This window comes from Pseudomonas sp. FSL W5-0299 (assembly GCF_005930655.1).
In the GTDB taxonomy this organism is placed as follows: Bacteria; Pseudomonadota; Gammaproteobacteria; order Pseudomonadales; family Pseudomonadaceae; genus Aquipseudomonas; species Aquipseudomonas mandelii.
This window is the reverse complement of sequence record NZ_RXHX01000057.1, coordinates 1-21,816: the sequence shown is the minus strand read 5'-3', so window position 1 is coordinate 21,816 and position 21,816 is coordinate 1. Positions and strand designations below refer to the sequence as shown.

General features: G+C 53.0%; 18 protein-coding genes and 2 pseudogenes. 11 read left to right on the top strand and 9 right to left on the bottom strand.

All coding sequences use genetic code 11. The annotated features are described in order from the left end of the window. Positions 1–316 precede the first annotated feature (316 nt). Both FHL16_RS35140 and FHL16_RS32365 read right to left on the bottom strand, forming a co-directional pair. The gene (locus FHL16_RS35140; protein ID WP_238706215.1) at positions 317–1,222 is read right to left on the bottom strand and encodes a sterol desaturase family protein; all 906 of its coding nucleotides are present in this window, start codon (positions 1,220–1,222) and stop codon (positions 317–319) included. Positions 1,223–1,290: 68 nt separating this feature from the next. Further along, positions 1,291–1,731, bottom strand: a complete 441-nt coding sequence (locus FHL16_RS32365; protein ID WP_231990919.1) for a helix-turn-helix transcriptional regulator — start codon at positions 1,729–1,731, stop codon at positions 1,291–1,293. 360 nt (positions 1,732–2,091) lie between these two features. Here FHL16_RS32365 and FHL16_RS32355 point away from each other — a divergent pair, with 360 nt between their 5' ends. From FHL16_RS32355 to FHL16_RS32330, 4 genes are all read left to right on the top strand, one after another. Next, positions 2,092–2,430, top strand: a complete 339-nt coding sequence (locus FHL16_RS32355) for a TFIIB-type zinc ribbon-containing protein (RefSeq protein ID WP_315899448.1) — start codon at positions 2,092–2,094, stop codon at positions 2,428–2,430. A gap of 55 nt (positions 2,431–2,485) precedes the next feature. Beyond that, complete coding sequence (locus FHL16_RS32350) at positions 2,486–3,403, top strand: cation diffusion facilitator family transporter (protein WP_077750424.1); 918 nt, start codon at positions 2,486–2,488, stop codon at positions 3,401–3,403. 133 nt (positions 3,404–3,536) lie between these two features. Next, positions 3,537–3,995 carry a hypothetical protein gene (locus FHL16_RS32345; RefSeq protein WP_202979501.1) on the top strand — a complete coding sequence of 153 codons (459 nt, stop codon included), beginning with the start codon at positions 3,537–3,539 and terminating at the stop codon, positions 3,993–3,995. Between the two features lie 934 nt (positions 3,996–4,929). After that, the gene (locus FHL16_RS32330) at positions 4,930–5,157 is read left to right on the top strand and encodes a hypothetical protein (RefSeq protein ID WP_077750423.1); all 228 of its coding nucleotides are present in this window, start codon (positions 4,930–4,932) and stop codon (positions 5,155–5,157) included. A gap of 62 nt (positions 5,158–5,219) precedes the next feature. Here the strand turns inward: FHL16_RS32330 and FHL16_RS32325 are convergent, their stop codons facing one another. Together FHL16_RS32325 and FHL16_RS32320 are read right to left on the bottom strand one after the other, a co-directional pair. After that, complete coding sequence (locus tag FHL16_RS32325) at positions 5,220–6,920, bottom strand: phosphoethanolamine transferase (protein WP_077750422.1); 1,701 nt, start codon at positions 6,918–6,920, stop codon at positions 5,220–5,222. Positions 6,921–7,124: 204 nt separating this feature from the next. After that, positions 7,125–7,606, bottom strand: a pseudogene (locus tag FHL16_RS32320) (transposase); the annotation flags it as partial. Between the two features lie 471 nt (positions 7,607–8,077). Between FHL16_RS32320 and FHL16_RS32315 the strand changes: the two are divergent. Both FHL16_RS32315 and FHL16_RS32310 read left to right on the top strand, forming a co-directional pair. Beyond that, positions 8,078–8,755, top strand: a complete 678-nt coding sequence (locus FHL16_RS32315) for a heavy metal response regulator transcription factor (protein WP_077750421.1) — start codon at positions 8,078–8,080, stop codon at positions 8,753–8,755. Positions 8,756–8,940: 185 nt separating this feature from the next. Next, positions 8,941–9,219 (top strand): annotated as a pseudogene (locus tag FHL16_RS32310) (DUF2790 domain-containing protein). A 74-nt stretch (positions 9,220–9,293) separates the two neighbouring features. Here FHL16_RS32310 and FHL16_RS32305 read toward each other — a convergent pair. The 4 genes from FHL16_RS32305 to FHL16_RS32290 form a co-directional block, all read right to left on the bottom strand. After that, positions 9,294–10,706, bottom strand: coding sequence for a heavy metal sensor histidine kinase (locus tag FHL16_RS32305; protein ID WP_077750420.1), 1,413 nt, complete (start codon positions 10,704–10,706; stop codon positions 9,294–9,296). After that, positions 10,703–11,377 (bottom strand): heavy metal response regulator transcription factor, encoded by a 675-nt coding sequence (locus FHL16_RS32300; RefSeq protein ID WP_077750419.1) that lies wholly within the window; start codon positions 11,375–11,377, stop codon positions 10,703–10,705. Before FHL16_RS32300 ends, FHL16_RS32305 begins: the two co-directional genes overlap by 4 nt. A 481-nt stretch (positions 11,378–11,858) precedes the next feature. Then, positions 11,859–13,289 carry a heavy metal sensor histidine kinase gene (locus FHL16_RS32295; protein ID WP_077750418.1) on the bottom strand — a complete coding sequence of 477 codons (1,431 nt, stop codon included), beginning with the start codon at positions 13,287–13,289 and terminating at the stop codon, positions 11,859–11,861. Continuing rightward, entirely contained in the window at positions 13,286–13,960 is a 675-nt protein-coding gene (locus FHL16_RS32290; protein ID WP_077750417.1) for a heavy metal response regulator transcription factor, read from the bottom strand. Before FHL16_RS32290 ends, FHL16_RS32295 begins: the two co-directional genes overlap by 4 nt. Before the next feature lie 369 nt (positions 13,961–14,329). Between FHL16_RS32290 and FHL16_RS32285 the strand changes: the two genes are divergently transcribed. The 5 genes from FHL16_RS32285 (at position 14,330) to FHL16_RS32265 (ending at position 20,943) form a co-directional block, all read left to right on the top strand. Next, positions 14,330–15,616: a TolC family protein gene (locus FHL16_RS32285; RefSeq protein ID WP_138739109.1), complete on the top strand. Its 1,287-nt coding sequence runs from the start codon at positions 14,330–14,332 to the stop codon at positions 15,614–15,616. 88 nt (positions 15,617–15,704) lie between these two features. Continuing rightward, a complete protein-coding gene (locus FHL16_RS32280) occupies positions 15,705–16,934 on the top strand; it encodes an efflux RND transporter periplasmic adaptor subunit (RefSeq protein WP_077750416.1) in 1,230 nt (409 codons plus the stop codon). A gap of 26 nt (positions 16,935–16,960) precedes the next feature. Continuing rightward, positions 16,961–20,128 (top strand): CusA/CzcA family heavy metal efflux RND transporter, encoded by a 3,168-nt coding sequence (locus FHL16_RS32275; protein WP_077750415.1) that lies wholly within the window; start codon positions 16,961–16,963, stop codon positions 20,126–20,128. 143 nt (positions 20,129–20,271) lie between these two features. Next, on the top strand, positions 20,272–20,469 hold the full coding sequence (locus FHL16_RS32270) for a co-regulatory protein PtrA N-terminal domain-containing protein (RefSeq protein WP_077750414.1): 198 nt from the start codon (positions 20,272–20,274) through the stop codon (positions 20,467–20,469). Positions 20,470–20,610: 141 nt separating this feature from the next. After that, entirely contained in the window at positions 20,611–20,943 is a 333-nt protein-coding gene (locus tag FHL16_RS32265; RefSeq protein ID WP_077750413.1) for a DUF2790 domain-containing protein, read from the top strand. Between the two features lie 163 nt (positions 20,944–21,106). Here the strand turns inward: FHL16_RS32265 and FHL16_RS32255 are convergent. Further along, the coding region (locus tag FHL16_RS32255; RefSeq protein WP_256578043.1) for a group II intron maturase-specific domain-containing protein at positions 21,107–21,816 on the bottom strand (710 nt) is incomplete at its 5' end.

Here is a 21,816-nt window from a genome sequence, read left to right as displayed (position 1 = left end):
ATGCGATTGCTTCTGGACCCAAGCTAACAGTTAGTCGTGATTTTATCCATACAATTCAATAGCTTAATTCTTCTAACTATTTTGCATTCATTTTGCGCAAGTTCACGTGATTAAGCGGTCGTCCACTCATGCGGCAAACTCGGGCATTTTTCCTCCCCAGTGCGTCTGCCAATGGCGAGGATGTCTTTCAATAGATACACAGTTCAGGTCGTAAGTGCTGGATGGATTCAAATCGTGGCTGCCGCGCATTTGCCGCTGCGCAGCAACTTGCTGAATAGCTGCTCTAGAACACCAAAGGCCCCACAATCGCACCTGATTATGGGGTATGCGCCCCTCCTCCGAACTGTTCATGACACCTACGAAGGCCCGCGCTCAACGGGAAGTTGTGTGACGCGCTAACTGTAACGACCTGCATTTGAAAACGCGCCGACCTGCAACATTGGCGTCGACCTGCTTTCCTGTACTGTCGTAGAACGTCCCAAATAGCCGATCCCACACCATCAGAAATTCGCCGAAGTTCACCAGGGCATCTTCGAAGTCGCGCTTGTGGTGCCAGCGATGAATCTTGGCGACCCCGAGCACATACCGCAACCCATCCCACCCGGTAGTCCAGGTTCGAGTGCTGAAAGGCCAGATGCGCGGTCAGGATACCGAACCAGGTGGCAACCACTGCCGAAGGCGCGCCGAATGCAAACAGCACCACCAATCCCGGTCCCGCCATGAGTGCGGCATGTAGGGGATGCCGGCGCTCACCGTTCATCCAGTACAAGCGCTCGGCACTGTGGTGAATCATATGAAAACGCCATAGCCAGGGTACGTGGTGGCTGATCCGGTGCATGGCGTACAGGCTCAGATCGAGCACGGCGGCAACCAGCAGCAGCTGCAGCCACAGCGGGCTTTCAACTGGAAAGACACGAACGGAAGCTGGTACCGCATCGCCCAGCCTAGCCAAGTTTTCGGCGGTGAACTGGATGACGGAAAGATTCACTAGCATATGCACCAGGTCGGTCAGGGTGTCCTGGTGATCCTCCAGCCAGCCCTGGCGGAAAGGTTGGATGCGTTCCAGCGCCGCCACAGCCAAAAGACCGACTGCGGCAACCAAGGGTGTGCTGGGCCAATACGGCACACCGGCGTACAAGGCCCTGACCATGAAGGCAGCGCTGCCACCAAACACGAGCGGGTAACTCAACCAGCGCAGGGCAAATTGAAGGGAAGTGGACATCGCTCAGCTCCTGTGTAGAGAGCCTTCATGGTATGTGGAGAGGACGTCGTTCGACTTGAACGAAAGAGCTATGACGCCTGGAGCCCTACCTCAGCTAGGGCAGAGGACGGATCGATGCCCAGCAGCATTCTGAATGTCCGGGAGAAATGCGCCGAATCGGAAAAGCCCGCCGCATGCGCGGCTTCGGTCAACCGGCCCCCTTGAGCCATATGTTGAAGGGCTTGGGTGAGGCGCAGCCATTTGACGTAACTGCGCAATGGCACACCTGTTTGCTCCACGAACCAATGGGAAAAGCGTGTCGGGGATAGATGCACCAACGCAGCCATTACCTCACGCCCCATTTGGCCTTCGCGCAGCGTTGCGGTGACTTTGGTCAGGCGCGGATCGCGGATTGGCGGATCGGGAAGCCGCAACAGCTGACGTACCTGTGCCTGCAACTGGACAGCTGCATGCCCCGACGTACTCAACGCCTCGACTATCGCAACAACGTCGGCAGGGAGTATCTCCATCAGCCTCGCGGCTCCGCTCATCCGCAAGGCACGTACCTCATCGGACAGCACATCCAGGTAGATCGAGAGGACATGCCCTGCACACAGCCGGTGCTTCAAGCCTGCCGGAGTGAGGATGCCAGGCCCACCGAATCAAGGCGTTGTTCAGTAACACACTCGACCCGACTCGGGCCGTCGAATTACGCGACAAGATGCTGGCAGCGGGCTTGCCGGTCTGAGCCCTGTCATTTGCAGCTAATGCTGGCTGGCGACGATGGAATGCAGGTCGGGGCGTTCTCAAATACAGGTCGTTACAGCTAGAGAGCCTATAATGATGATCAGGCTCGCGAAAACCTAGCTTCGCCGAGCAAACACGAGGAGATGAAGATGGTAGATGTCGCAAATACACGTCCGGAGGGCCAGGGACATGGGCTGCTTTGTCCTGCCTGCAGGGTCGATCTGGTCATGAGCGAGCGCCAGGGCATCGAGATCGACTATTGTCCGAAATGCCGTGGCGTTTGGCTGGATCGAGGCGAGCTCGACAAGATCATCGAGCGCAGCGCCGACGCTGGCCCCGCTCAAACCCAAACCTACGCACCGAAGCCCGCACCGCAACAGGGGCAGCCTAGTCCGTCCCAAGGCTACTACGATGACGGTCATGGTTCGGGGCACGGAGGACACCGTCGCAAGCGATCATTCCTGTCAGATCTCTTCGACTGAGATCTTTGCTTCGGGACCGCTGCGGCGCCCTTCCACTGATTACTGAGGATCAAACATGGGCGCAGGGCATTCACACGCGGTGGCAGTTCCGCCCGGAACCGCAGCGGGACGGCATAAGAGCAGACTCGTAGGGGCGCTCGCCCTCACCACGACGTTCATGGTGGTTGAGGTGATCGGCGGCCTGTGGACGGGCAGCCTTGCGCTCCTCGCGGATGCGGCGCACATGCTGACCGACGCTGGCGGCCTTGCCCTGGCGCTGATCGCCGTCCGTTTTGCGGAACGCCCGGCGACGCCGCAGAAAACCTACGGTTTTGCTCGCATGGAGGTACTGTCGGCGCTTACGAATGCCGTCGTGCTCCTTCTACTGACCGTTTATATCTTCTACGAGGCCTATCAGCGTTTCCTGAACCCGCCGGAAATTCTAGCTGGACCGATGCTTGCCGTGGCGGTGGTCGGGCTTGTGGTCAACTTGATCAGCATGAGGCTCCTGTCCGCCGGGTCGTCGGAAAGCCTCAATGTAAAGGGAGCCTATTTCGAGGTGCTCAGCGACATGCTGGGCTCGCTCGGCGTCATCGTCGCCGCAGGCGTCATCATGCTCACCGGCTGGACGCTGGCCGATCCGATCATCGGCGCTGGCATCGGGCTTTTTATCATTCCGCGCACGTGGATATTGTTGAAGCAGGCAATCCACATCCTGATGGAAGGCACGCCGCCCCAAGTCAATATAGCGCTGCTGGAGCGAAAGTTGCTGGACATTTCCGGCGTGACAGCCGTCCACGATCTTCATGTCTGGACGATAACCTCCGGCATCGACGCCATGAGCTGCCACCTGGTCGTGGCCGACATGGCCCAGGCGCGGATGACGCTTATCAGCGCAAATGAGGCGATGAAGACCGGTTTCGGCCTGACACATGCGACGATCCAGATCGAGGATCAGAACCTGCGTGAGGCTGAGTGCGAATTAAGGCTATAGTGCTAGCAGGGGAAGGCGACTGGACAACCGGCCGGACGAACGCGACGGCGATGGTTGGCGCTGCGGGTGGACGTGCTTGAAGAACGGGCCGGTTTCCCTGGAAATCTTGCCCCGGCGAAAAACGGAGACCGAGATGGGAAAACATGGCCACCATGACCGCGGGTATCGCGATAGTTACTATCGGAGAAACGATCGCGATCCGAAGATGACGGGGGAGCCGGTCGATTATGATGCGCGTCCGAGCCTGCCGAGAAAACTGCCGATGGCTGTCGTTCTTGTCGGCCTCGTTCTGTGGTCGCTTCTCGCCTGGGTCGGTTATGCCCTGGTTGATCCCGTCCTCGGCTGGGTGGCGGCCAATGCCGGCCTCCTGGTGGACGGCGGGAAGGGCCTCGCGACCGGAGCCGGCAAGGAGGTTGGCAGTGTCGTCGATAATCTCAACGTTAGCGGCTTTTTGGGACAAGCCATCGCCTTGCTCCGAGTCATCGTGAAGCCGGCGATTATTGTTCTCTGGGTGATCGGTACCCTTGTCCTCATTGCCGCGCCCGTGATTCTGCCGAGGGTCGGCCGGCTGCTTGGTGGGCGCCGGCACTGATCGCGTCTGCCAACTTCTGCAACCATGACAGCGGCTCGAACCGCATCACCGACTCATTGAGCACCCCGTCGGTCTTTAGGATCTGCTTCAGGGGCGGCATTCTTGAGTGGGGCGAGATAGCGCAAGGTCACATAGGTGACCGCGCTTAGGATCACGGCGATAGCCCATCATGTGTTGAATTGCATCCAAAAATACCCACTTTCAGGGGTAATTTGGCACCAGCCGGTTCATGTTTTTAGCGCTGCAGACGTCTTGGTCAACAAATCCGGCAAGTTGGCCAGGCCCTGCGCACAGGGGCGTACCAGCAGATCGGCGAATTTCTGATGGTGTGGGATCGGCTATTTGGGACGTTCTACGACAGTACAGGAAAGCAGGTCGACGCCAATGTCGGCTTGCGTGAGAGGGACTATCCCAAAGGTTACCTTGGTCAGTTGACCGAACCCTTTGGGCGAGACCGAGCCCGCACATAGCGTAGTGGGCCTCAAAGCTGTAGGCCCCACGCGTTTGCTCGAAGCAGGGTAGGCAGTGGTTGCTTGGGCCTCAACGTGCGACTTTTCTGGATTCTACGCGTGCCCATATAGGAGCTGATGCAGCCTTTGATCATCTACCTATAAACCCCGTCATTTGCAGCTAATGCTGGCCGGGCCGGACAGTCGCAGTTAATCCTGGTCGGAAAACGCCTTGATTGCAGGTCGGCGCGTTTTCAAATGCAGGTCGTTAAACGTAGTAGGGCAATGCTACGAAGTGTCCTATGCGCGCGGTGTTGGCAAAGTGAAGGGGGAGCTATCGCAGGAGGAAGGCGCCAAGCTTCAGAACAGGAAGGTCAACAAAATCTGATGAACGCCGGCCGCTAGAGAGGCCGGTGCGACCATAGAAAAAGGCCGGGATTATTCCTGGTCTTTTTTTAGTCGCTAAATGAACGAGAGCTAGCCCGATGAACGATCAAACCAAGCCTAATGCCACTGAAAACGGCCACGAAGCAATGCACAAGTTAGCCCAATCGGTTCCGGACCGGGCAAGCACGGATTTGCACGGCCCCGATTTCGCGACGCTGACCGAGCTTGAATTAAATCTCTTCCGCGCCCTGCGTGCTGAAGGCCAAAAATTTGGCCTGATCGTGAGCGTTGAGGTTATGGACGACAGTGAGGACATTCAGAGCTAGCGACCGCATCCCCGTCGCAGCAGTCCGACAGGGTGATTTTAGATTTTTGTCGCAGCCCCCCCTTATTTTGGTATTTTTACTGGGTGATGCTCAGATGTTTGTGCGAGCTTTAATGGTGTCAACGCTTTGGCTTGGCAGGTACTGAACAGATCTAGCTCTTGGCGATATGCTGAAGTTTGAATACCCATCAACCCTAATACAGAATGGAATAAGTTGTCATGGGACAGCGATACACCACGTTGTTCCTTCAAACATTGAGGATTGAGGTTTTGACGCGACTGCATGTCTTTGGAGATCCAGAGTATCATGGGGATACTAGTCTGCTCGCTGGGAGCCATGGCATAAGGAAGTCCGTGCAAGTAAAGCCCATTCTCTCCGAGGGACTCACCGTGATCAGAGACATAAAGCATCGCTGTATCAAAACGTTCAGCGTTACGCTTTAGCAGGTCGATCGTTTGCCCAAGTACGTAGTCCGTATAACCAAGACTGTTATCATAGGCACTGACAATGCTTTCGCGCGTACAACGTTCAAGTTGGTTATTGTCGCAAACGGGCCCGAATCGTTCGAACGCTGGTGGATAGCGCTTGAAATAGGATGGGCCGTGACTGCCTTTCATGTGTAGCACCACGATTGAATCCCGCTGCTGTTGATCCAAGTATGCTTGTAAATCTTGCAATAAAATTTCATCGTAACACTCGTCGGCTCTGCATAATCCCAGCGTTTTCTGATTGTTCAATTTTTCATTTGGTACTCGGTCGCAAATACCTTTGCAACCTGAGTTATTGTCTCTCCAAATTACCGATACACCGGCCCGCTGCAATACGTCTAATAGTCCTTCTCTACGCAGCGCCATACCGTCTTTGTATCCTTCTTTACCCACGTCCAGGAACATGCAGGGTAAAGAAACGGCCGTAGCTGTTCCACATGAGCTGACATTGGTAAAACTTAAGACACCACGACTGGCTAATTCCGGATTGGTATCCCGGGTATAGCCATTGAGGGAGAAATTCGCGGACCTAGCGGTTTCACCCACCATCAGTACCGTTAGCCGTGGTTTGCGTACATCAACAGTAGCTTCTTCACGGCGGGCATCAGCACCAATGATTTTTAATTCGGTGGGAACTGCTAGCTGGCGACGCGTATACCCATGGATTGCCGAAACCACATTCGACGGAACCAACATCAATCGGAGTTCGCGATGGTTACGCATCAGCGATGCATAGGATTGATAAAGCGTAAATACGATGATCGCCAAGCAGGTTAGCGCGACCGCCATACCCATCAATCGATGAGCAAGTGCGCGGGACCACGATCGTTGGATCAAACGGACTCGAGTGATAATCAGCAACGGAATAACACCAAAGCCCAGCATCCACAGCAGTAGTTCCCAGTTCAGTAGGTCCATGGCCTCGGAACTGTCCGTTTGCATCACATTCGTTAGCATGCTGTAATCAATTACTATGCCATAGCTATTCATAAAGTAACTCGTTGCTGCCGCAACCAGCAGCACGATAGCTAGCACAGGTTTTATCAAGTGCCCCCAAGCCATCACGCTGAGCAATATGTATAGCCAAATCAACACAAACCAAGGCAGGCTAAGCACGAATATGGTGTTTCCGTCCTGTAGGCCTCCCACGCCTTGCCATACAGCTCGCCAAAATGGCCAGTTACTCAACAATAGAAGCCAAGTTGAAACTGCAAGGATTAACTGGTTACTACCGAGTGTGATTTCCCAACTGCGAATGGGTACTTTGTTATTCATGGGTACTCCGGAATATCTCGACGTATCCAGGCGCGAACTGCCACCGGAGTGTCACTATGTTTTAGGTAAGAAAAAATCGCCAAGGGCGCGGTGCAACTCGTGGATGCACCAGTGACCCTGAACGTTCTGGTCAGCTAGTTGGCGATCCGCGACTAGCCAAACCGCCAGACACCCCAAACTAATGAAAATCTTTTTCATGAGGCAATCCCCCAGTAGTCGTTGAGCTTTTTTCGCAGCACCAACAACGCGGCTGTTTCAGCGAGCGCCTTGTCTTTGCGGCGCAGTTCGCGCTCAAGTTCCTGGATGCGTTTCTTGTCCTTGCGGGCTTGCTCGCGGTCGTCTTTTTGCTGGGCCTTTTCCGATTTCTGGCCGGTGATGAAGGCTTGTCGCCAGGCCGTGATTTGCTCGGGGTAAAGGCCTTTGCGGCGGCAATACTCGCCCAGCTCGATCTCGGACAAACCGGACGCTTCAAGGACGACAGCAAACTTGGTTTCGGCTGACCAGCTCTGAGTCGATTGCTTGTTTTCGGACACTGCATTTCCTTCAGAACTGAGCTGCTTGCGCCAGTTGGACAAAGACATTTCGCTGACCCCTTCGCGCCGGGAGACCTCGGCCATCGACAGGTTCAGCGGGGGAAGCAGCATCTTGAGTAATGCGGCTCTGCGTTCAGGTGAATAATACGGCACGACCAGTCTCTTTCCGCCCCCGATGTGCTTTTTTAGGAAAATTCGGAGAGGCGACAACTATCCTGACACCGGGGGATTTACGCCCCCAAAACGCGCAGCTTGTTTGTTCACTAATAAATATTTGATGGTCTAAAAAACTGCGAGCATCGATTTCAGGCGGCTGGATTCGATCAGAAGTCGACACGTCCGCAGGATCCTATGACGCGTAGATTTTTTGCACGCTCAATGTACTGCTGAGAAGTTATCAGAATGGTGACTGAAGAATTACAAATTTGTTATAAGCCCCTCAGCCGCGGACAATTCGTCTAAGATCTATTTAGTGTGGAAGCTTGTATGTTTTACCTCGATTGCGTAGAGGAGGCTCGAAAAATACGTGATAACTTCTTACTGACTAAAGCCTAAAATGTACGAGTGAAGTTATCTATGCGAGTATAAGGATATTTTATATTTAGTGTCGAGATTTTATAAAAAATGCGTATTTTGATAATAGAAGACGAGCTGAAAACCGCCCATTATTTACACCAGGGGCTGACCGAAAGTGGATTTGTCGTTGATTGCGTCGCCAGCGGAATCGATGGCTTACGCTTAGTCTCCCAACAGGCGTATGATCTTGTAGTGCTCGATGCAAACTTACCGCAACGGGGCGGCTGGGGTCTGCTTGTAAGTATTCGCAAGGTCATTATTGCGCCCATCATGATACTTACCGTTAACGGTAGTCTGGAGGACAAAATCAAAGGATTCGATCTAGGCGCCGACGATTACATGGTCAAACCAATTGAGTTTCCAGAACTGTTGGCCCGAGTACGTACTCTGATGCGTCGCACTGAATTGTCGGCATTGCCCGACGTACTATGTGTCGGCGACCTGGAACTCGATCTGGGTAGACACCGGGTCTTTCGCGCCAGACAGCGGATTGAACTGACCAATAAGGAGTTCGCCTTGCTAGATCTCTTGATGCGCCAGACTGGTACGACGCTGTCGCGCACGCAAATCATGTCCTCTGTCTGGGGGCTGAATGCTGATTGCGACACCAATGTTGTTGAGGTAGCAATGAGAAGGCTTCGGGCCAAGATTGATGATCCTTTCAACAACAAGCTGATCCATACCTTGCGCGGTGTTGGATATGTTCTCGAAACGCGCGATCATTGAGTTCTATTAATTTTTTAAGTTGTGCGCTATAATCGGCATTGAATTTAAATTCAGAATGCACAAATATTTACTCTAAAATTCAGTTCTATTAGATTCCTAATCGTCTCCGGGGTGCGGCGGTACTGCTCATGGCTGATTCTGATACTTCTAAGACTCTGCTATGAGCCTGTTAAACATACTGTGCGCTGACGCTGTCATTGCCTTCAATAATTTTTGCTGAAAGTCGTGGTGATCGCAACGTTGGCAACGCCATGGAAACAAATCAGAAAGCAATGGCCGCCTACGCCGCGCAAAAAAGGCTGGACCGCTCCGGAAGTTCAGAAATACTGCTATAGAATGAAGCTTGATATCGCAAAAGTGGTAAAGTGGTGAGTACGACCCCACCAATTCGCTTTTGCAACATTGTACCTTTTCGAATGACCTATGAGGACTCAGCTGGAAAGTTTCACACTATTGAATACTAAATTATGGGTGTGTGTCGTAACACGCACGAATGAACGGATGACGTGAATAAGGGCTTTTTTTTCTATGGTTGGTGTCACCAGTTGGTGTGTCCATGGATGTTTGGAAAACCCAGCTTGAAGGTCGTGATCTTGCCCGGGCAGCTATTAACTTCTGCGACTCCCTGATGCAAACTCATGATTGATTTCACAATGGCTAAACCAAGCCCGGTACTTCCTTTAGCGCGCGAATGATGAGTGTCAACTCGATAAAAGCGATCGAATAAGTGCGGTAGGTGTTGAGGTTCAATACCTGCGCCTGGGTTGGCTACATGTAGCGAGACTTCTGTGGCATGGACTTCGATGGTGATTGAGATGGCTTGGCCTGCTGGACAATGGCGTATTGCGTTGGACATCAGGTTGGAAATGGCCCGCTGAATCATCAGCCGATCACCAATGGTCGACCCACTGCCCGTAACGCTCAAGCTGACATGTTTCTCTTCCGCCGACAGGGAAAACAGATCGATGACCTTCGAGGCTTCATCCTCCAGCGCAATGGTCTCAAACGGGACCAGCGCAGCGGGATTACTGACCTGCGCTAGGAAAAGCATGTCCGAGACAATCCGGGCTACGCGCCCAAGCTCTTGGGTGGAGGACTCCAAAACCGCTTTGTACTCCTCGGCCGACCTCTCCCGGGACAACGTCACCTGGGCTTTGCCCATCAGGTTGGAAATGGGTGCTCGTAGTTCGTGGGCCAAGTCATCGGAGAACTGCGACAACTGCTGAACATCGCTGTCTAGTCGGTGCAGCATGAAGTTGATGCCATGGGCCAGTTCGCTGAGCTCCTGCGGCATCTTGACCACCGAGAGTCGATGGCTGAGGTCCTGAGCAGAGATCATGGCGGCCACCTTGCGAAACTCCCGCAGCGGCGCGAGCCCCCGTTTTACCACTGCCCAGGCACTGAGGCCGATAAGTAGCAGCAGCAACGGCAAGGCCATGATCGTCGAGCTTAGATATGTGCTGAGCAGCGCTTCATCGTTGGCGCAATCAAGCGACAGCAATACGGCGACATTCGTACCGTTCGGCAAGCGGATCAGTCTGGATGCAGTCAGGAAGTGCCGGCCCTGATCATCGGTGCTTCGGGAGTACGACACCTTGTCGGCGGCAGCCCCTGCCGCCTTCAACTCCACCCTGGGGTCCGTCAAGCCAAAGCCTGACTTCAAGAGCGGCGTCCTCATATTTATCAGGTCATAAATTGTAAGGTTGAGGTGGTCATGCCCCATCACCTGATCCAGCAAAACGTGCGGTTTAATGTTGATGTCGACAGGTTTTTCATACAGCGAAAGACTGTGCTCGATTTGCCGCATTTTCTCGCTCAAGTTGTCTTTTGACAGTTTATCTAACTCATGCGTTAGCGCGAGGAACGCAAGAACCGCCAGAAATAACACCAACAATGCGCCCATAATGCTCACCGCCAAACCCAGCCGCATCGACAGGCTTGCCGACTTCATTCCCGGGCCTCCAGTACATAGCCAACGCCGCGCAGGGTATGGATTAGCTTCTTGTCAAAAGGATCATCAATCTTGGCCCTCAGGCGGCGGATTGAAACCTCGACCACATTGGTGTCGCAGTCGAAGTTCATGTCCCAGACCAATGAAATGATCTGGGTACGGGAAAGCACCTCACCCGACTGGCGCATCAAAAGGTGCAGCAAAGCAAACTCCTTGGTCGTCAGGTCGATGCGCTGCTCGCCCCGGAAGGCCCTATGGCGGCCCTGGTCGAGTTCCAGATCGGCGACTTTCAAGACCTCAGGGATGGAAACTTGTTCGCTGCGACGCATTAAAGTTCGTACCCGGGCCAACAGTTCCGGAAATTCGAATGGCTTGACCAGATAGTCATCGGCACCCAGGTCCAGGCCGCGGATCTTGTCCGCCAGGCGCCCGCGAGCGGTTAGCATCATGACCCGGGTGTTACTGCTTTGGCGCAGTCGCTCGAGCACACCCCAGCCATCAAGTTGTGGTAGATCGACGTCAAGTATTACCAAGTCGTAGGTTTGTTGACGCGCAAGGTGAAGTCCATCCGTACCATTCGCCGCCCGGTCTACTATATAGCCGCTTTCAGTCAAACCCTGATGCAAGTATTCGGCAGTTTTAAGCTCATCCTCAACTACAAGCATTCGCATGGTAGTGCCGCCCTATGTAATATGAATTGAATAATAAAATTTCGAAGTTTATTTAAGTGCCCGACTAAGAAATGATGTAGAACTATTCGATCATAAAAATCTCAAAACCGCGCATTGCTCAAGTGGTCAGTATCAAGCCTGAAGCTGCTACAGGGTCAACAGGAGGAGGACATTTTACGATAAAAGTATTTGCGACTATATGTCGCAGGCATGTTAATGCGCGACTCCCGTACATTTATTTCAGCCAGAAGCCAAGCTCCGCTCGGCTGATATCTATGAGGAATCGTTTCGAAGTGTTACAGCGCAGATAGTCAATTTAATGCTGCACGCATTTTTTGGGGGAGACTGGCAGGATGTACCAAAGGGAGTTGATCTCGCTTTGCGATTTGTAAGTACCCCGCGCTATCTATGCTCTATGGATTTTCGGAGTCGCGTTCTTAGACTATTGTTTGTCGTGATTTTAGTTACGGCTTTACTAAAATCACTCCCTTGGTTTTTGGGCTTTTAAGTTGCTTTGTGCATTATATTTTGGAAATGCAAGTCGAAAAACTGTCAGATGGCCCGGCATACTATGGACATCTGCCGTTCCCTGATGGAGGCTCATGATGGATCGGACAATGGCCAACCCTAATCCAGTACCACCTTCAGCTCGTGAGCGACTGTTATCCACACGATAGAAACGATCGAAAATATGGAACAAATGCTGGTGCTCAATTCCTACCCCAGGATTACTTATTGATAGGGAGACTTTTTCAGATTGCGCTTCAATCGCTATAGCAATGGACTGCCCTGCTGGGCAGTGACGAATGGCATTTGATAAAAGATTGGAAATAGCCCGCTGAATCATGAGTCGGTCACCTAGAACTTTTCCCCAACCGCTGACAGTTATACCAACACTCTTTTCCTCAGCCGATAGAGAGAAAAGGTCAATGACTTTTAGCGCTTCATCCTCTAGTAAAATGCTTTCAAACGGCACGAGTGCGGCCGGATGACTTACTTGGGCCAAGAAAAGCATGTCTGAAACAATTCTAGTGACTCGCCCTAGTTCCTCGGTGCATGACTCTAAAACAGCCTTGTACTCTGTTGCCGGGCGTTCTCGAGAAAGAGTTACCTGTGCTTTCCCCATAAGGTTCGTAATCGGTGACCGCAACTCGTGCGCCAAGTCATCAGAAAATTGCGATAGTTGTTGAACTCCGCTATCAAGACGGTTCAGCATGAAGTTTATGCCATGAGCAAGCTCACTGAGCTCTTGGGGCATATTGACAACGGAGAGCCGATGACTTAAATCCTGGGCCGATACCATTGCTGCAACTTTACGGAATTCCCGGAGAGGGGATAAGCCACGTTGCACAATAGCCCAAGCGCTGATACCAATCAGAATCAACAACAGTGGAACCGCTACAATGGTTGAACTCAAATAGGAGCTCAATAGCGTTTCATCATTCGAGCGATCAATAGAAAGCAAGACCGATACGAACTCACCATCTTTTAATTTCATGAGTTTAGAGGCTGTGAGGATGTGGCCTCCGGTCTCCTCGGCTGGGGAATAGTACGACAACTTATTGCTGACGGCTATTCCGGTTTCATTCGTAGATACTTCAGGTATATCTGCTCCAAAACTCAGGAGAGGTTTACTCATATTGTCATCATCAAAGATGGTCAGGTTAAGATTGTCGTGCCCCAGCACTTGATCTAATAGCACATGAGGTTTTAAACTCATGTCACGGGCACTGATATCCATCAGTAAACTGTGCTCAATCTGACTCATCTTCTTTTCTAAGCTATTTTTTGCGCGTGAATCAAGTTCGTGGGTAAGCGCTAAAAAAGCCAGTATCGCTAAAAACACTACTAGTACTGCTCCCATAATGCTAACTGCCAACCCCAGCCGCATCGACAGGCTGACCTGCTTCATTTTCTCGCCTCCAGTACATAGCCTACGCCGCGGAGGGTATGGATTAATTTAGTTTCAAATGGATCATCTATTTTAGCTCTTAATCTTCGTATCGAAACTTCGACTACGTTGGTGTCGCAATCAAAATTCATGTCCCAAACTAAAGAGATGATTTGAGTGCGAGATAACACCTCTCCAGATTGACGCATCAACAGATGGAGCAGCGCGAATTCTTTTGTCGTCAGATCTATGCGTTGTTTTCCGCGGAATGCGCGATGCCTGCCTTGATCGAGTTCAAGATCAGCAACTTTTAATACCTCTGGAACTGGAATATGTTCGCTGCGGCGCATTAACGTGCGTACTCTTGCAAGCAACTCTGGGAATTCAAATGGCTTGACCAGATAGTCATCGGCCCCCAGATCCAATCCTTTGATTTTATCTTCCAGGCGTCCTCGTGCAGTCAGCATCATTACCCTGGTACTACTAGTCTGCCGAATATTTTCAAGAACGTCCCATCCGTGCATCTGAGGGAGATTTACGTCAAGTAATACCAGATCATAATTTTGCTGACGTGCCAGATGGAGACCATCAGCCCCTGTCGATGCGCAGTCTACAATATAGCCACTTTCAGTCAGACCTTGATGTAAGTACTCAGCAGTCTTTGGCTCGTCCTCTATCACAAGGATACGCATAGGAATTCACCCTCTATTAAGTGTTTCGAAATGTTTTATGTTCGCAGAACCTGATTTAAAAATTTTATTCATCTGTTATAAGCTCGGTTCTGGCTACATCTTTAATTGCTGGGAAACATAGGAGTCTTAAAATTTTTCAAGGTTTTTCATGCGGATTTCGCCTCCTAAAGTACTAGGGCCGTCTGCCTTTTTTTGTTTAGGGTTGTTGCGTGGCGCGAGCACTTATTGGACTTAATCCTAATGCATTAAGTGAGGCTTATCCGCTAGATAACGTATTTGTAATTTTTCAGTCACCTTGTTGATAGGTGCGCAGATTTATATTTGCCTCATGGGAAATTCTTTTTGTTTTAGTTTTAAAGGTTTTAAGGAATGATGGAATTACTTCGGTGTAGAAAGCTTATTGCTCACCCAATCACGCACAAGACCATGCTAAGAGCAGGTCTCATTTCGATCCTTGCGCTTTTGACTAGTCCTTTGTTTGCGGCGACCGCTCAAATGCTCACAATGGATCAGGCGCTTGAAACTGCTTTTGCCAACAATCCTGATCTGGCTGCAGCGCAGTGGGAGACTGGTATTGCTCAGGGAGAGCGACAGCAGGCAGGGTTGATCCCTAACCCTGAGGTTTCCTGGGAGGCTGAAGATACTCGGCGAAACTCGCGCACTACGACGGTAATGATCAACCAGCCGATCGAGCTTGGCGGTAAGCGCGGGGCTAGGATCGAAGTGGCCAGTCGAGCTCAAGACGCGGCCGGGATTGAATTGGAACGCAAACGCAATGTTCTGCGTGCCGATGTCATTCAGGCGTTTTACAGCTCCTCGACGGCTCAGCAAAGGCTGCTGTTATCACGTCAATCAATTGAGCTCGCCGAGCGCGGTTTGCGTGTAGCGCAAGGTCGCATCAAGAGTGGTAAATCCTCACCCGTTGAAGGTACTCGCGCAGAGGTTCAGCTATCAGAAGTGCGTCTGGAGCTGAGGCGGGCTGAGCGGGATGAGGCCAGTGCCTACCAGCGACTCGCTCAGGTCATGGGCGCGCCTTTGCCTGCATTCGTGTCTGTGGGTGATCCAGGCCGGTCGATACCAACCGTACCGGATTCGTCACTGCTGCTTAATCGCATAGGTGAAACCGCGGAACTACGATTGGCAAAACTGCAAATAGATCAGCGGGAAGCCTCCCTTGGCCTGGAGAAGGCTCAGCGAATTCCCGACCTCACCGTGAGTATCGGGAGCCAATACGACGAGCGCGAGCGCGAGCGGGTGAATGTCGTGGGGCTGTCTATGCCCATCCCGTTATTCAATCGTAACCAGGGCAATGTACTGGCAGCTGCCCGCCGAACTGATCAGGCCCGCGACCTTCGCAATGCCAGTGAGTTACGCCTGCGCACAGAAATCCAGACCACCCTGGATCAGTGGGTGACGGCTAACACTGAAGTCGCGTCGTTCAATCAAACCATCCTGCCTGCCGCGCAAAGTGCCGTCGACACCGCTACCCGAGGTTTCGAAATGGGCAAGTTTAACTTCCTCGACGTACTCGATGCTCAGCGCACCTTGATTAGCGCCCGCACGCAATACATCCAGGCTATCGCCGAGGCGACAGACGCCTGGGTGCGCATCGAGCGAATTTTCGGAGATGTCGCCCTTCTCACTCGCACTCCGTGAATTTCATATAACGCTTTTTTTACCGCTGCTCAGCATCGCAATACCACGGTAATCCGTGACTGCCGACTGGGCTGCGCAGGGAGTTTCCATGGATAAAAAACTAATTCTCGTCACTGCACTGACCTTGACGGTGGGTATAGGCATCGGCTCGTTGTGGATGGGCAGCCCATCGGTGCTCTCAGCCGAGGCTCAGGCTCAGGCTCAGGAGGGCAAAGGCCATGACGATCACGGCGATGAAACTACTGGCAAGAAATCGGCCGAGGGCGAACACGTCGAAGGCGAAGCGGAAGAAGGTCACTTGACTCTGAGCGAAGAGCAGATCAGCTCAGCCGGCATCCAGTTGGTCGAAGCCAAGGCGCAGAGTATTAGCCTTTCATTGCCCTTTCCTGGAGAAATCCGTTTTGATGAAGACCGCACTGCGCATGTGGTGCCCCGCGTACCCGGTGTCGTCGAGTCGGTCCATGTCAATCTTGGTCAACCGGTGAAAAAAGGCCAGTTGCTGGCCGTGATCGCCAGCCAACAAATTTCTGATCAGCGTAGTGAACAAGCCGCGGCGCAACGTCGTCTTGAGTTGGCCCGTACTACCTACGAGCGAGAGCGACAGTTATGGCAGGACAAAATCTCTGCCGAACAGGATTTCCTGCAAGCCCGCCAGGCTTTGCAAGAAGCCGAAATCGCCCTCAGCAATGCTCGACAAAAAATCAGCGTACTCAGTGGCAGCTCGGTCACCAGCGGGGGTAACCGATATGAATTGCGTGCGCCGTTTGACGGGGTTGTCGTTGAGAAACACTTGGGCCTCGGTGAGGTTGTCAGCGAAACCACTAATGCCTTCACCCTCTCCGACTTGTCGCGTGTGTGGGTGACCTTTGGTGTCTCGCCAAAGGATTTAAACAAGGTACTGGTGGGCAAGTCGGTCACGGTCAGTGCGCCGGAACTGAATGCCGAAGTCACTGGAACCGTGGCCTATGTAGGCAGTTTGTTGGGCGAGCAAACTCGTACAGCCACGGTCCGCGTGACCTTGGCCAATCCACAAGGTGCATGGCGTCCCGGGCTATTCGTGACCGTGCAGGTTGACACTGATACTCGGCAAACAAAGGTCGCAGTACCAGAAGCGGCTATCCAGACGGTCGAGGACAAGCCAACTGTTTTCGTTCGAACGGACGACGGGTTTAAGGCTCAGCCAGTGGAGACAGGCGGCCGTTCAGCAGGTTTGGTCGAGATCACGGAGGGCCTGGAGCCCGGTGTTCAAGTCGCCGCTGCCGGCAGTTTCATTCTGAAATCAGAACTGGGTAAAGCCTCGGCTACACACGCCCACTGATCCGCCACTTCCACGAGAAGGTTCTCATGTTCGAACGCCTGATCCAATTTGCCATCGAGCAGCGCATCATCGTGCTGCTTGCGGTTCTCCTCATGGCCGGCCTCGGTATAGCCAGCTACCAGAAGCTGCCGATCGACGCCGTTCCCGATATCACCAACGTCCAGGTGCAAATCAACACGGGCGCAGCAGGTTTTTCACCACTGGAAACCGAGCAGCGCATCACGTTTCCCATCGAAACTGCAATGGCTGGTTTGCCGGCTTTAGAACAAACTCGCTCGCTGTCACGCTCGGGTTTGTCGCAAGTCACAGTGATCTTCAAGGAAGGCACTGACCTGTTCTTCGCCCGGCAATTGGTCAACGAACGGTTGCAGGTGGCCAAGGAGCAACTGCCCGAGGGTGTGGAAGCCGTCATGGGGCCGATCTCAACCGGTCTGGGTGAAATTTTCCTGTGGACGGTCGAGGCTGAAGAAGGTGCCGTCAAGGAGGACGGCAGTCCCTATACACCGACCGACCTGAGGGTGATCCAAGACTGGATCATCAAGCCTCAGCTGCGCAATGTTCCCGGGGTCGCCGAAATTAATACCATTGGCGGGTTCGCCAAGGAGTACCAGATTGCGCCCGATCCAAAACGCTTGGCGGCTTACAAGCTGACTCTGACTGACCTTGTAACAGCGCTGGAGCGCAACAACGCCAACGTCGGTGCCGGTTACATCGAGCACAGTGGCGAACAGTTACTGATTCGCGCACCTGGCCAAGTAGCGACCACCGACGATATCGCCAATATCGTCATGGCCAACGTCGATGGCACGCCTATCCGCGTCAAGAACGTCGCAACCGTGGACATCGGCCGTGAATTGCGTACGGGGGCCGCGACCGAAAACGGTCGTGAAGTGGTGCTCGGCACAGTGTTCATGCTGATCGGTGAGAACAGCCGCACCGTGGCCCAAGCCGTTGCCAGCAAGCTTGAGCAAATCAACCGCTCACTGCCAAAAGGGGTGGTGGCAGTCACCGTCTATGACCGTACCAATTTGGTGGACAAGGCAATTGCCACCGTTAAGAAGAACTTGATTGAAGGTGCGATCCTGGTAATCGCGATTCTGTTCCTGTTCCTTGGCAACATTCGCGCGGCTCTGATCACTGCCATGGTGATCCCGCTCGCGATGCTATTCACATTCACTGGCATGTTTACCAACAAGGTCAGCGCCAACCTGATGAGCCTCGGAGCGTTGGACTTCGGCATCATCGTTGATGGCGCGGTGGTCATTGTCGAAAACGCCATCCGTCGTCTGGCCCATGCACAGCAACACCACGGACGCATCCTCACCCGCTCCGAACGCTTTCACGAAGTGTTCGCGGCGGCCAAGGAAGCACGCCGACCGCTGATTTTCGGCCAGTTGATCATCATGGTCGTGTACCTGCCGATTTTTGCCCTCACCGGCGTCGAAGGAAAAATGTTTCACCCCATGGCGTTTACTGTGGTGATCGCCTTGCTCGGCGCGATGCTGTTGTCGGTGACCTTTGTCCCGGCGGCGATTGCGATGTTCGTCACCGGTAAGGTGAAGGAAGAAGAGAACATCATCATGCGTGGCGCTCGTCGGGTGTATGCCCCGGCGCTGGAATGGGTCATGGGCCATCGATCATTGGCATTCGCCATAGCACTAGGCGTGATTGCAGTGTGCGGTGTGGTCGCCAGTCGAATGGGCAGCGAGTTTGTGCCGAGTCTCAGTGAAGGGGATTTCGCGTTGCAAGCATTGCGTGTACCAGGTACCAGCCTGACGCAATCGGTAGAAATGCAGCAACGTCTTGAAAACCTTGTGTTGGCAAAGGTACCTGAGGTCAAGCGTATGTTTGCTCGTACTGGTACAGCAGAAATTGCCTCCGATCCAATGCCACCCAACATCTCTGACAGCTATGTGATGCTCAAGCCGAAGAATCAATGGCCTGATCCGAATAAATCCAGGGAGGCGTTGATAGCCGATATCCAAAAAGCTACAGCTGGAATGCCCGGAAGCAACTATGAGCTTTCTCAGCCTATTCAATTGCGTTTTAACGAGCTGATTTCAGGTGTGCGCAGTGATGTGGCAGTGAAGGTCTTCGGTGATGACATGGCGGTCCTTAACAGCACCGCTGCAAAAATTGCTGCGTCCATGCAGAAGATCAATGGTGCCTCCGAGGTCAAAGTCGAGCAAACATCGGGGCTGCCGGTGCTGACCATCAACATCGACCGCGACAAAGCCGCGCGTTACGGACTGAACGTTGGCGACGTACAAGACACCATTGCGGTGGCGGTTGGTGGTCGTCAAGCCGGTACGATGTATGAGGGAGACCGCCGATTCGATATGGTAGTGCGTTTATCCGACGCCATGCGTAAGGATCTCGAGGGATTGTCCACACTGCTAATCCCGGTACCGGCGCTGCTTAACAGCAATGCCGATCAGATCGGGTTTATTGCCCTTTCAGAAGTGGCGAGCCTCGATCTGGTGCTGGGACCTAACCAGGTCAGTCGGGAAAATGGTAAGCGTCTGGTGATCGTCAGCGCCAACGTGCGTGGGCGGGATATCGGCTCATTTGTACAGGAGGCCAGCAGCGCCATTGATAAAGAGGTGCAGATCCCGGCCGGTTATTGGACCAACTGGGGTGGGCAGTTCGAGCAGCTCCAATCCGCTGCCAAGCGACTACAGATTGTCGTCCCGGTGGCCCTGCTCATGGTGTTCGCACTCTTGTTCATGATGTTCAACAACCTCAAGGATGGCCTATTGGTGTTCACCGGTATTCCATTCGCGTTGACGGGCGGAGTCATGGCGTTGTGGTTACGTGACATTCCACTGTCGATCTCGGCGGGTGTGGGTTTTATCGCATTGTCGGGCGTAGCGGTGCTGAACGGTCTAGTGATGATTGCTTTCATCCGCAACCTTCGAGAAGAGGGACATTCGTTGAGTTCCGCAATCAATGAAGGGGCTCTTACCCGGTTGCGCCCAGTGTTGATGACAGCTCTGGTGGCCTCTCTTGGCTTTATTCCGATGGCGCTGGCCACCGGAACGGGGGCAGAGGTCCAGAGACCCCTGGCTACCGTAGTGATCGGGGGCATCCTATCCTCAACTGCGTTGACCCTGCTGATATTGCCTGCGCTTTATCAATGGGCGCACCGCCGAGACGAGGAAGAAGCCGAAGACGATAAAATAGAAGCCGTATAATTCTTTAGTTTTAAAAGCCCACTATCGAGATTCGATAGTGGGCTTTTTTATGTGAGCTACATAACGAATCTGTAATCTTGGCGCCACCGTGTTGATAGGTTCGAATTGATACCCTACTAGCGTTAACTATATGAGGTGTCAGTATGAAAATTGCTCAAATCTGCGCTCTTGCGGGTGCTTTAATCCTTTCTTCAGTTGCTTTGGCCGAAGGCGGCGGGGACAGAACCTTCGAAAAAATGATGGCCGCCAAGGACGTGGCAATGGAGAAGTACGCAGCTAAAGAAGGAAAGAGTGAGCCCGTGGTGTCAAGTGATGCTAAAGATGAGACAGGTGAAATGTAGTGGTACTGCGTATAAAAAAACCGCTTCCGGTTTCCGGTGGCGGTTTTTTACGGCTTTATTACACATTCGTAACCTAGGCGCTATGCCATCGCAATGTTCGAATTGATATCCTTGTAACAGTTAATATATGAGGTACTAGATATGAAGTGCATGAACATTGTTACTTTCGCTGGAGCTCTGACGTTATCCTCTCTCGTATTGGCGGAAGGGGGAGGAGACAAAGCCTTTGAAAAAATGATGGCGGCTAATGCTAAAGCCATGGAGCAGTATGCAATTAGCCAGGGGAAAAGCGCCCCTGTGGCGAAAGAATACGAGTACGGGATGAAGGTGGATGTTGTAAAGGTGATCAGTGTGGTGCGGCCTGCAAAAGTCTGCGCAGTGGTGCCCGCCGCAATGACCTATGAAGATTCAAAAGGGCAGCTAAATACAATTAGGTACACTGTGGCTGGAGAGTGTCGCCAACGAGGTGGCTAGCAGCTATGCTGCTGTCAGAGGGATTCATAACGCTCAATTAACCTCAACAGTTAGAGGGGTCGGGCGTTTTTTATATGCTCGTGTTTTAACCGATCGAGTAGGAGGCGGATTTACATCCGCCGTCCTCTCACACCACCGTACGTACGGATCCGTATACGGCGGTTCAAGCTATGCGGTTAAGCCGGTTTATCGTATCCAGTACCGAGACTAGTCCAAGTTGATCCCATAGTTTCTTCGGCAATGCCTGATTCATATGAGATGCCCCTGAGCTCCACCATGGGCCACGACCATTGAACGCTGATATGCAGGCGCGCGCTTCGCTAAGCCCCAGGCGCATCAAGTTACGCGCCCTCGTTGAGGGCTGCTTCCATTGACGCCAGACGACGCAGCGAAGCTTGCGACGCACCCAGCCGTCAATTTCCTCAAGTGGCCGTTTGCTTTGACTTAGCTTGAAGTAGCCTGCCCAGCCACGCAGCACTGGGTTTATCCGCTCGATGACACTCGCCATCTTGTGGCCCCGCGCTCCGCGCAGCAGCTCTCTGAGCCGGTCGCGCAAGCGACGCAAGCTCATCGTTGCCACTCGTAAGCGTGGCTGTCGATGCCAGCTCATCCCATAGCCCAAGTAATCACACATCCACGACCCGGCTACTCGGCTCTTTTCCCGGTTCAGCGTCAGTTTCAGGCGCTGCCTCAGGAATCGCTCAACGCTGGCCATCACCCGCTCACCTGCGCGACGACTGCGCACATAAATGTTCGCATCGTCGGCATAGCGTACGAAACGTAAGCGCTCCATGAACCCCGCATTCAAAGTTACCACCTGATCCCAGACGCGGTGCCCCGTATATTTCTCTACCTGTGGCACATAAATAGCTC

Coding starts and splice junctions, on each gene's coding strand:
- FHL16_RS35140 (WP_238706215.1), bottom strand. CDS start 1,222: ATGTCCACTTCCCTTCAATTTGCCCTGCGCTGGTTGAGTTACCCGCTC.
- FHL16_RS32365 (WP_231990919.1), bottom strand. CDS start 1,731: ATGGAGATACTCCCTGCCGACGTTGTTGCGATAGTCGAGGCGTTGAGT.
- FHL16_RS32355 (WP_315899448.1), top strand. CDS start 2,092: ATGAAGATGGTAGATGTCGCAAATACACGTCCGGAGGGCCAGGGACAT.
- FHL16_RS32350 (WP_077750424.1), top strand. CDS start 2,486: ATGGGCGCAGGGCATTCACACGCGGTGGCAGTTCCGCCCGGAACCGCA.
- FHL16_RS32345 (WP_202979501.1), top strand. CDS start 3,537: ATGGGAAAACATGGCCACCATGACCGCGGGTATCGCGATAGTTACTAT.
- FHL16_RS32330 (WP_077750423.1), top strand. CDS start 4,930: ATGAACGATCAAACCAAGCCTAATGCCACTGAAAACGGCCACGAAGCA.
- FHL16_RS32325 (WP_077750422.1), bottom strand. CDS start 6,920: ATGAATAACAAAGTACCCATTCGCAGTTGGGAAATCACACTCGGTAGT.
- FHL16_RS32315 (WP_077750421.1), top strand. CDS start 8,078: ATGCGTATTTTGATAATAGAAGACGAGCTGAAAACCGCCCATTATTTA.
- FHL16_RS32305 (WP_077750420.1), bottom strand. CDS start 10,706: ATGAAGTCGGCAAGCCTGTCGATGCGGCTGGGTTTGGCGGTGAGCATT.
- FHL16_RS32300 (WP_077750419.1), bottom strand. CDS start 11,377: ATGCGAATGCTTGTAGTTGAGGATGAGCTTAAAACTGCCGAATACTTG.
- FHL16_RS32295 (WP_077750418.1), bottom strand. CDS start 13,289: ATGAAGCAGGTCAGCCTGTCGATGCGGCTGGGGTTGGCAGTTAGCATT.
- FHL16_RS32290 (WP_077750417.1), bottom strand. CDS start 13,960: ATGCGTATCCTTGTGATAGAGGACGAGCCAAAGACTGCTGAGTACTTA.
- FHL16_RS32285 (WP_138739109.1), top strand. CDS start 14,330: ATGATGGAATTACTTCGGTGTAGAAAGCTTATTGCTCACCCAATCACG.
- FHL16_RS32280 (WP_077750416.1), top strand. CDS start 15,705: ATGGATAAAAAACTAATTCTCGTCACTGCACTGACCTTGACGGTGGGT.
- FHL16_RS32275 (WP_077750415.1), top strand. CDS start 16,961: ATGTTCGAACGCCTGATCCAATTTGCCATCGAGCAGCGCATCATCGTG.
- FHL16_RS32270 (WP_077750414.1), top strand. CDS start 20,272: ATGAAAATTGCTCAAATCTGCGCTCTTGCGGGTGCTTTAATCCTTTCT.
- FHL16_RS32265 (WP_077750413.1), top strand. CDS start 20,611: ATGAAGTGCATGAACATTGTTACTTTCGCTGGAGCTCTGACGTTATCC.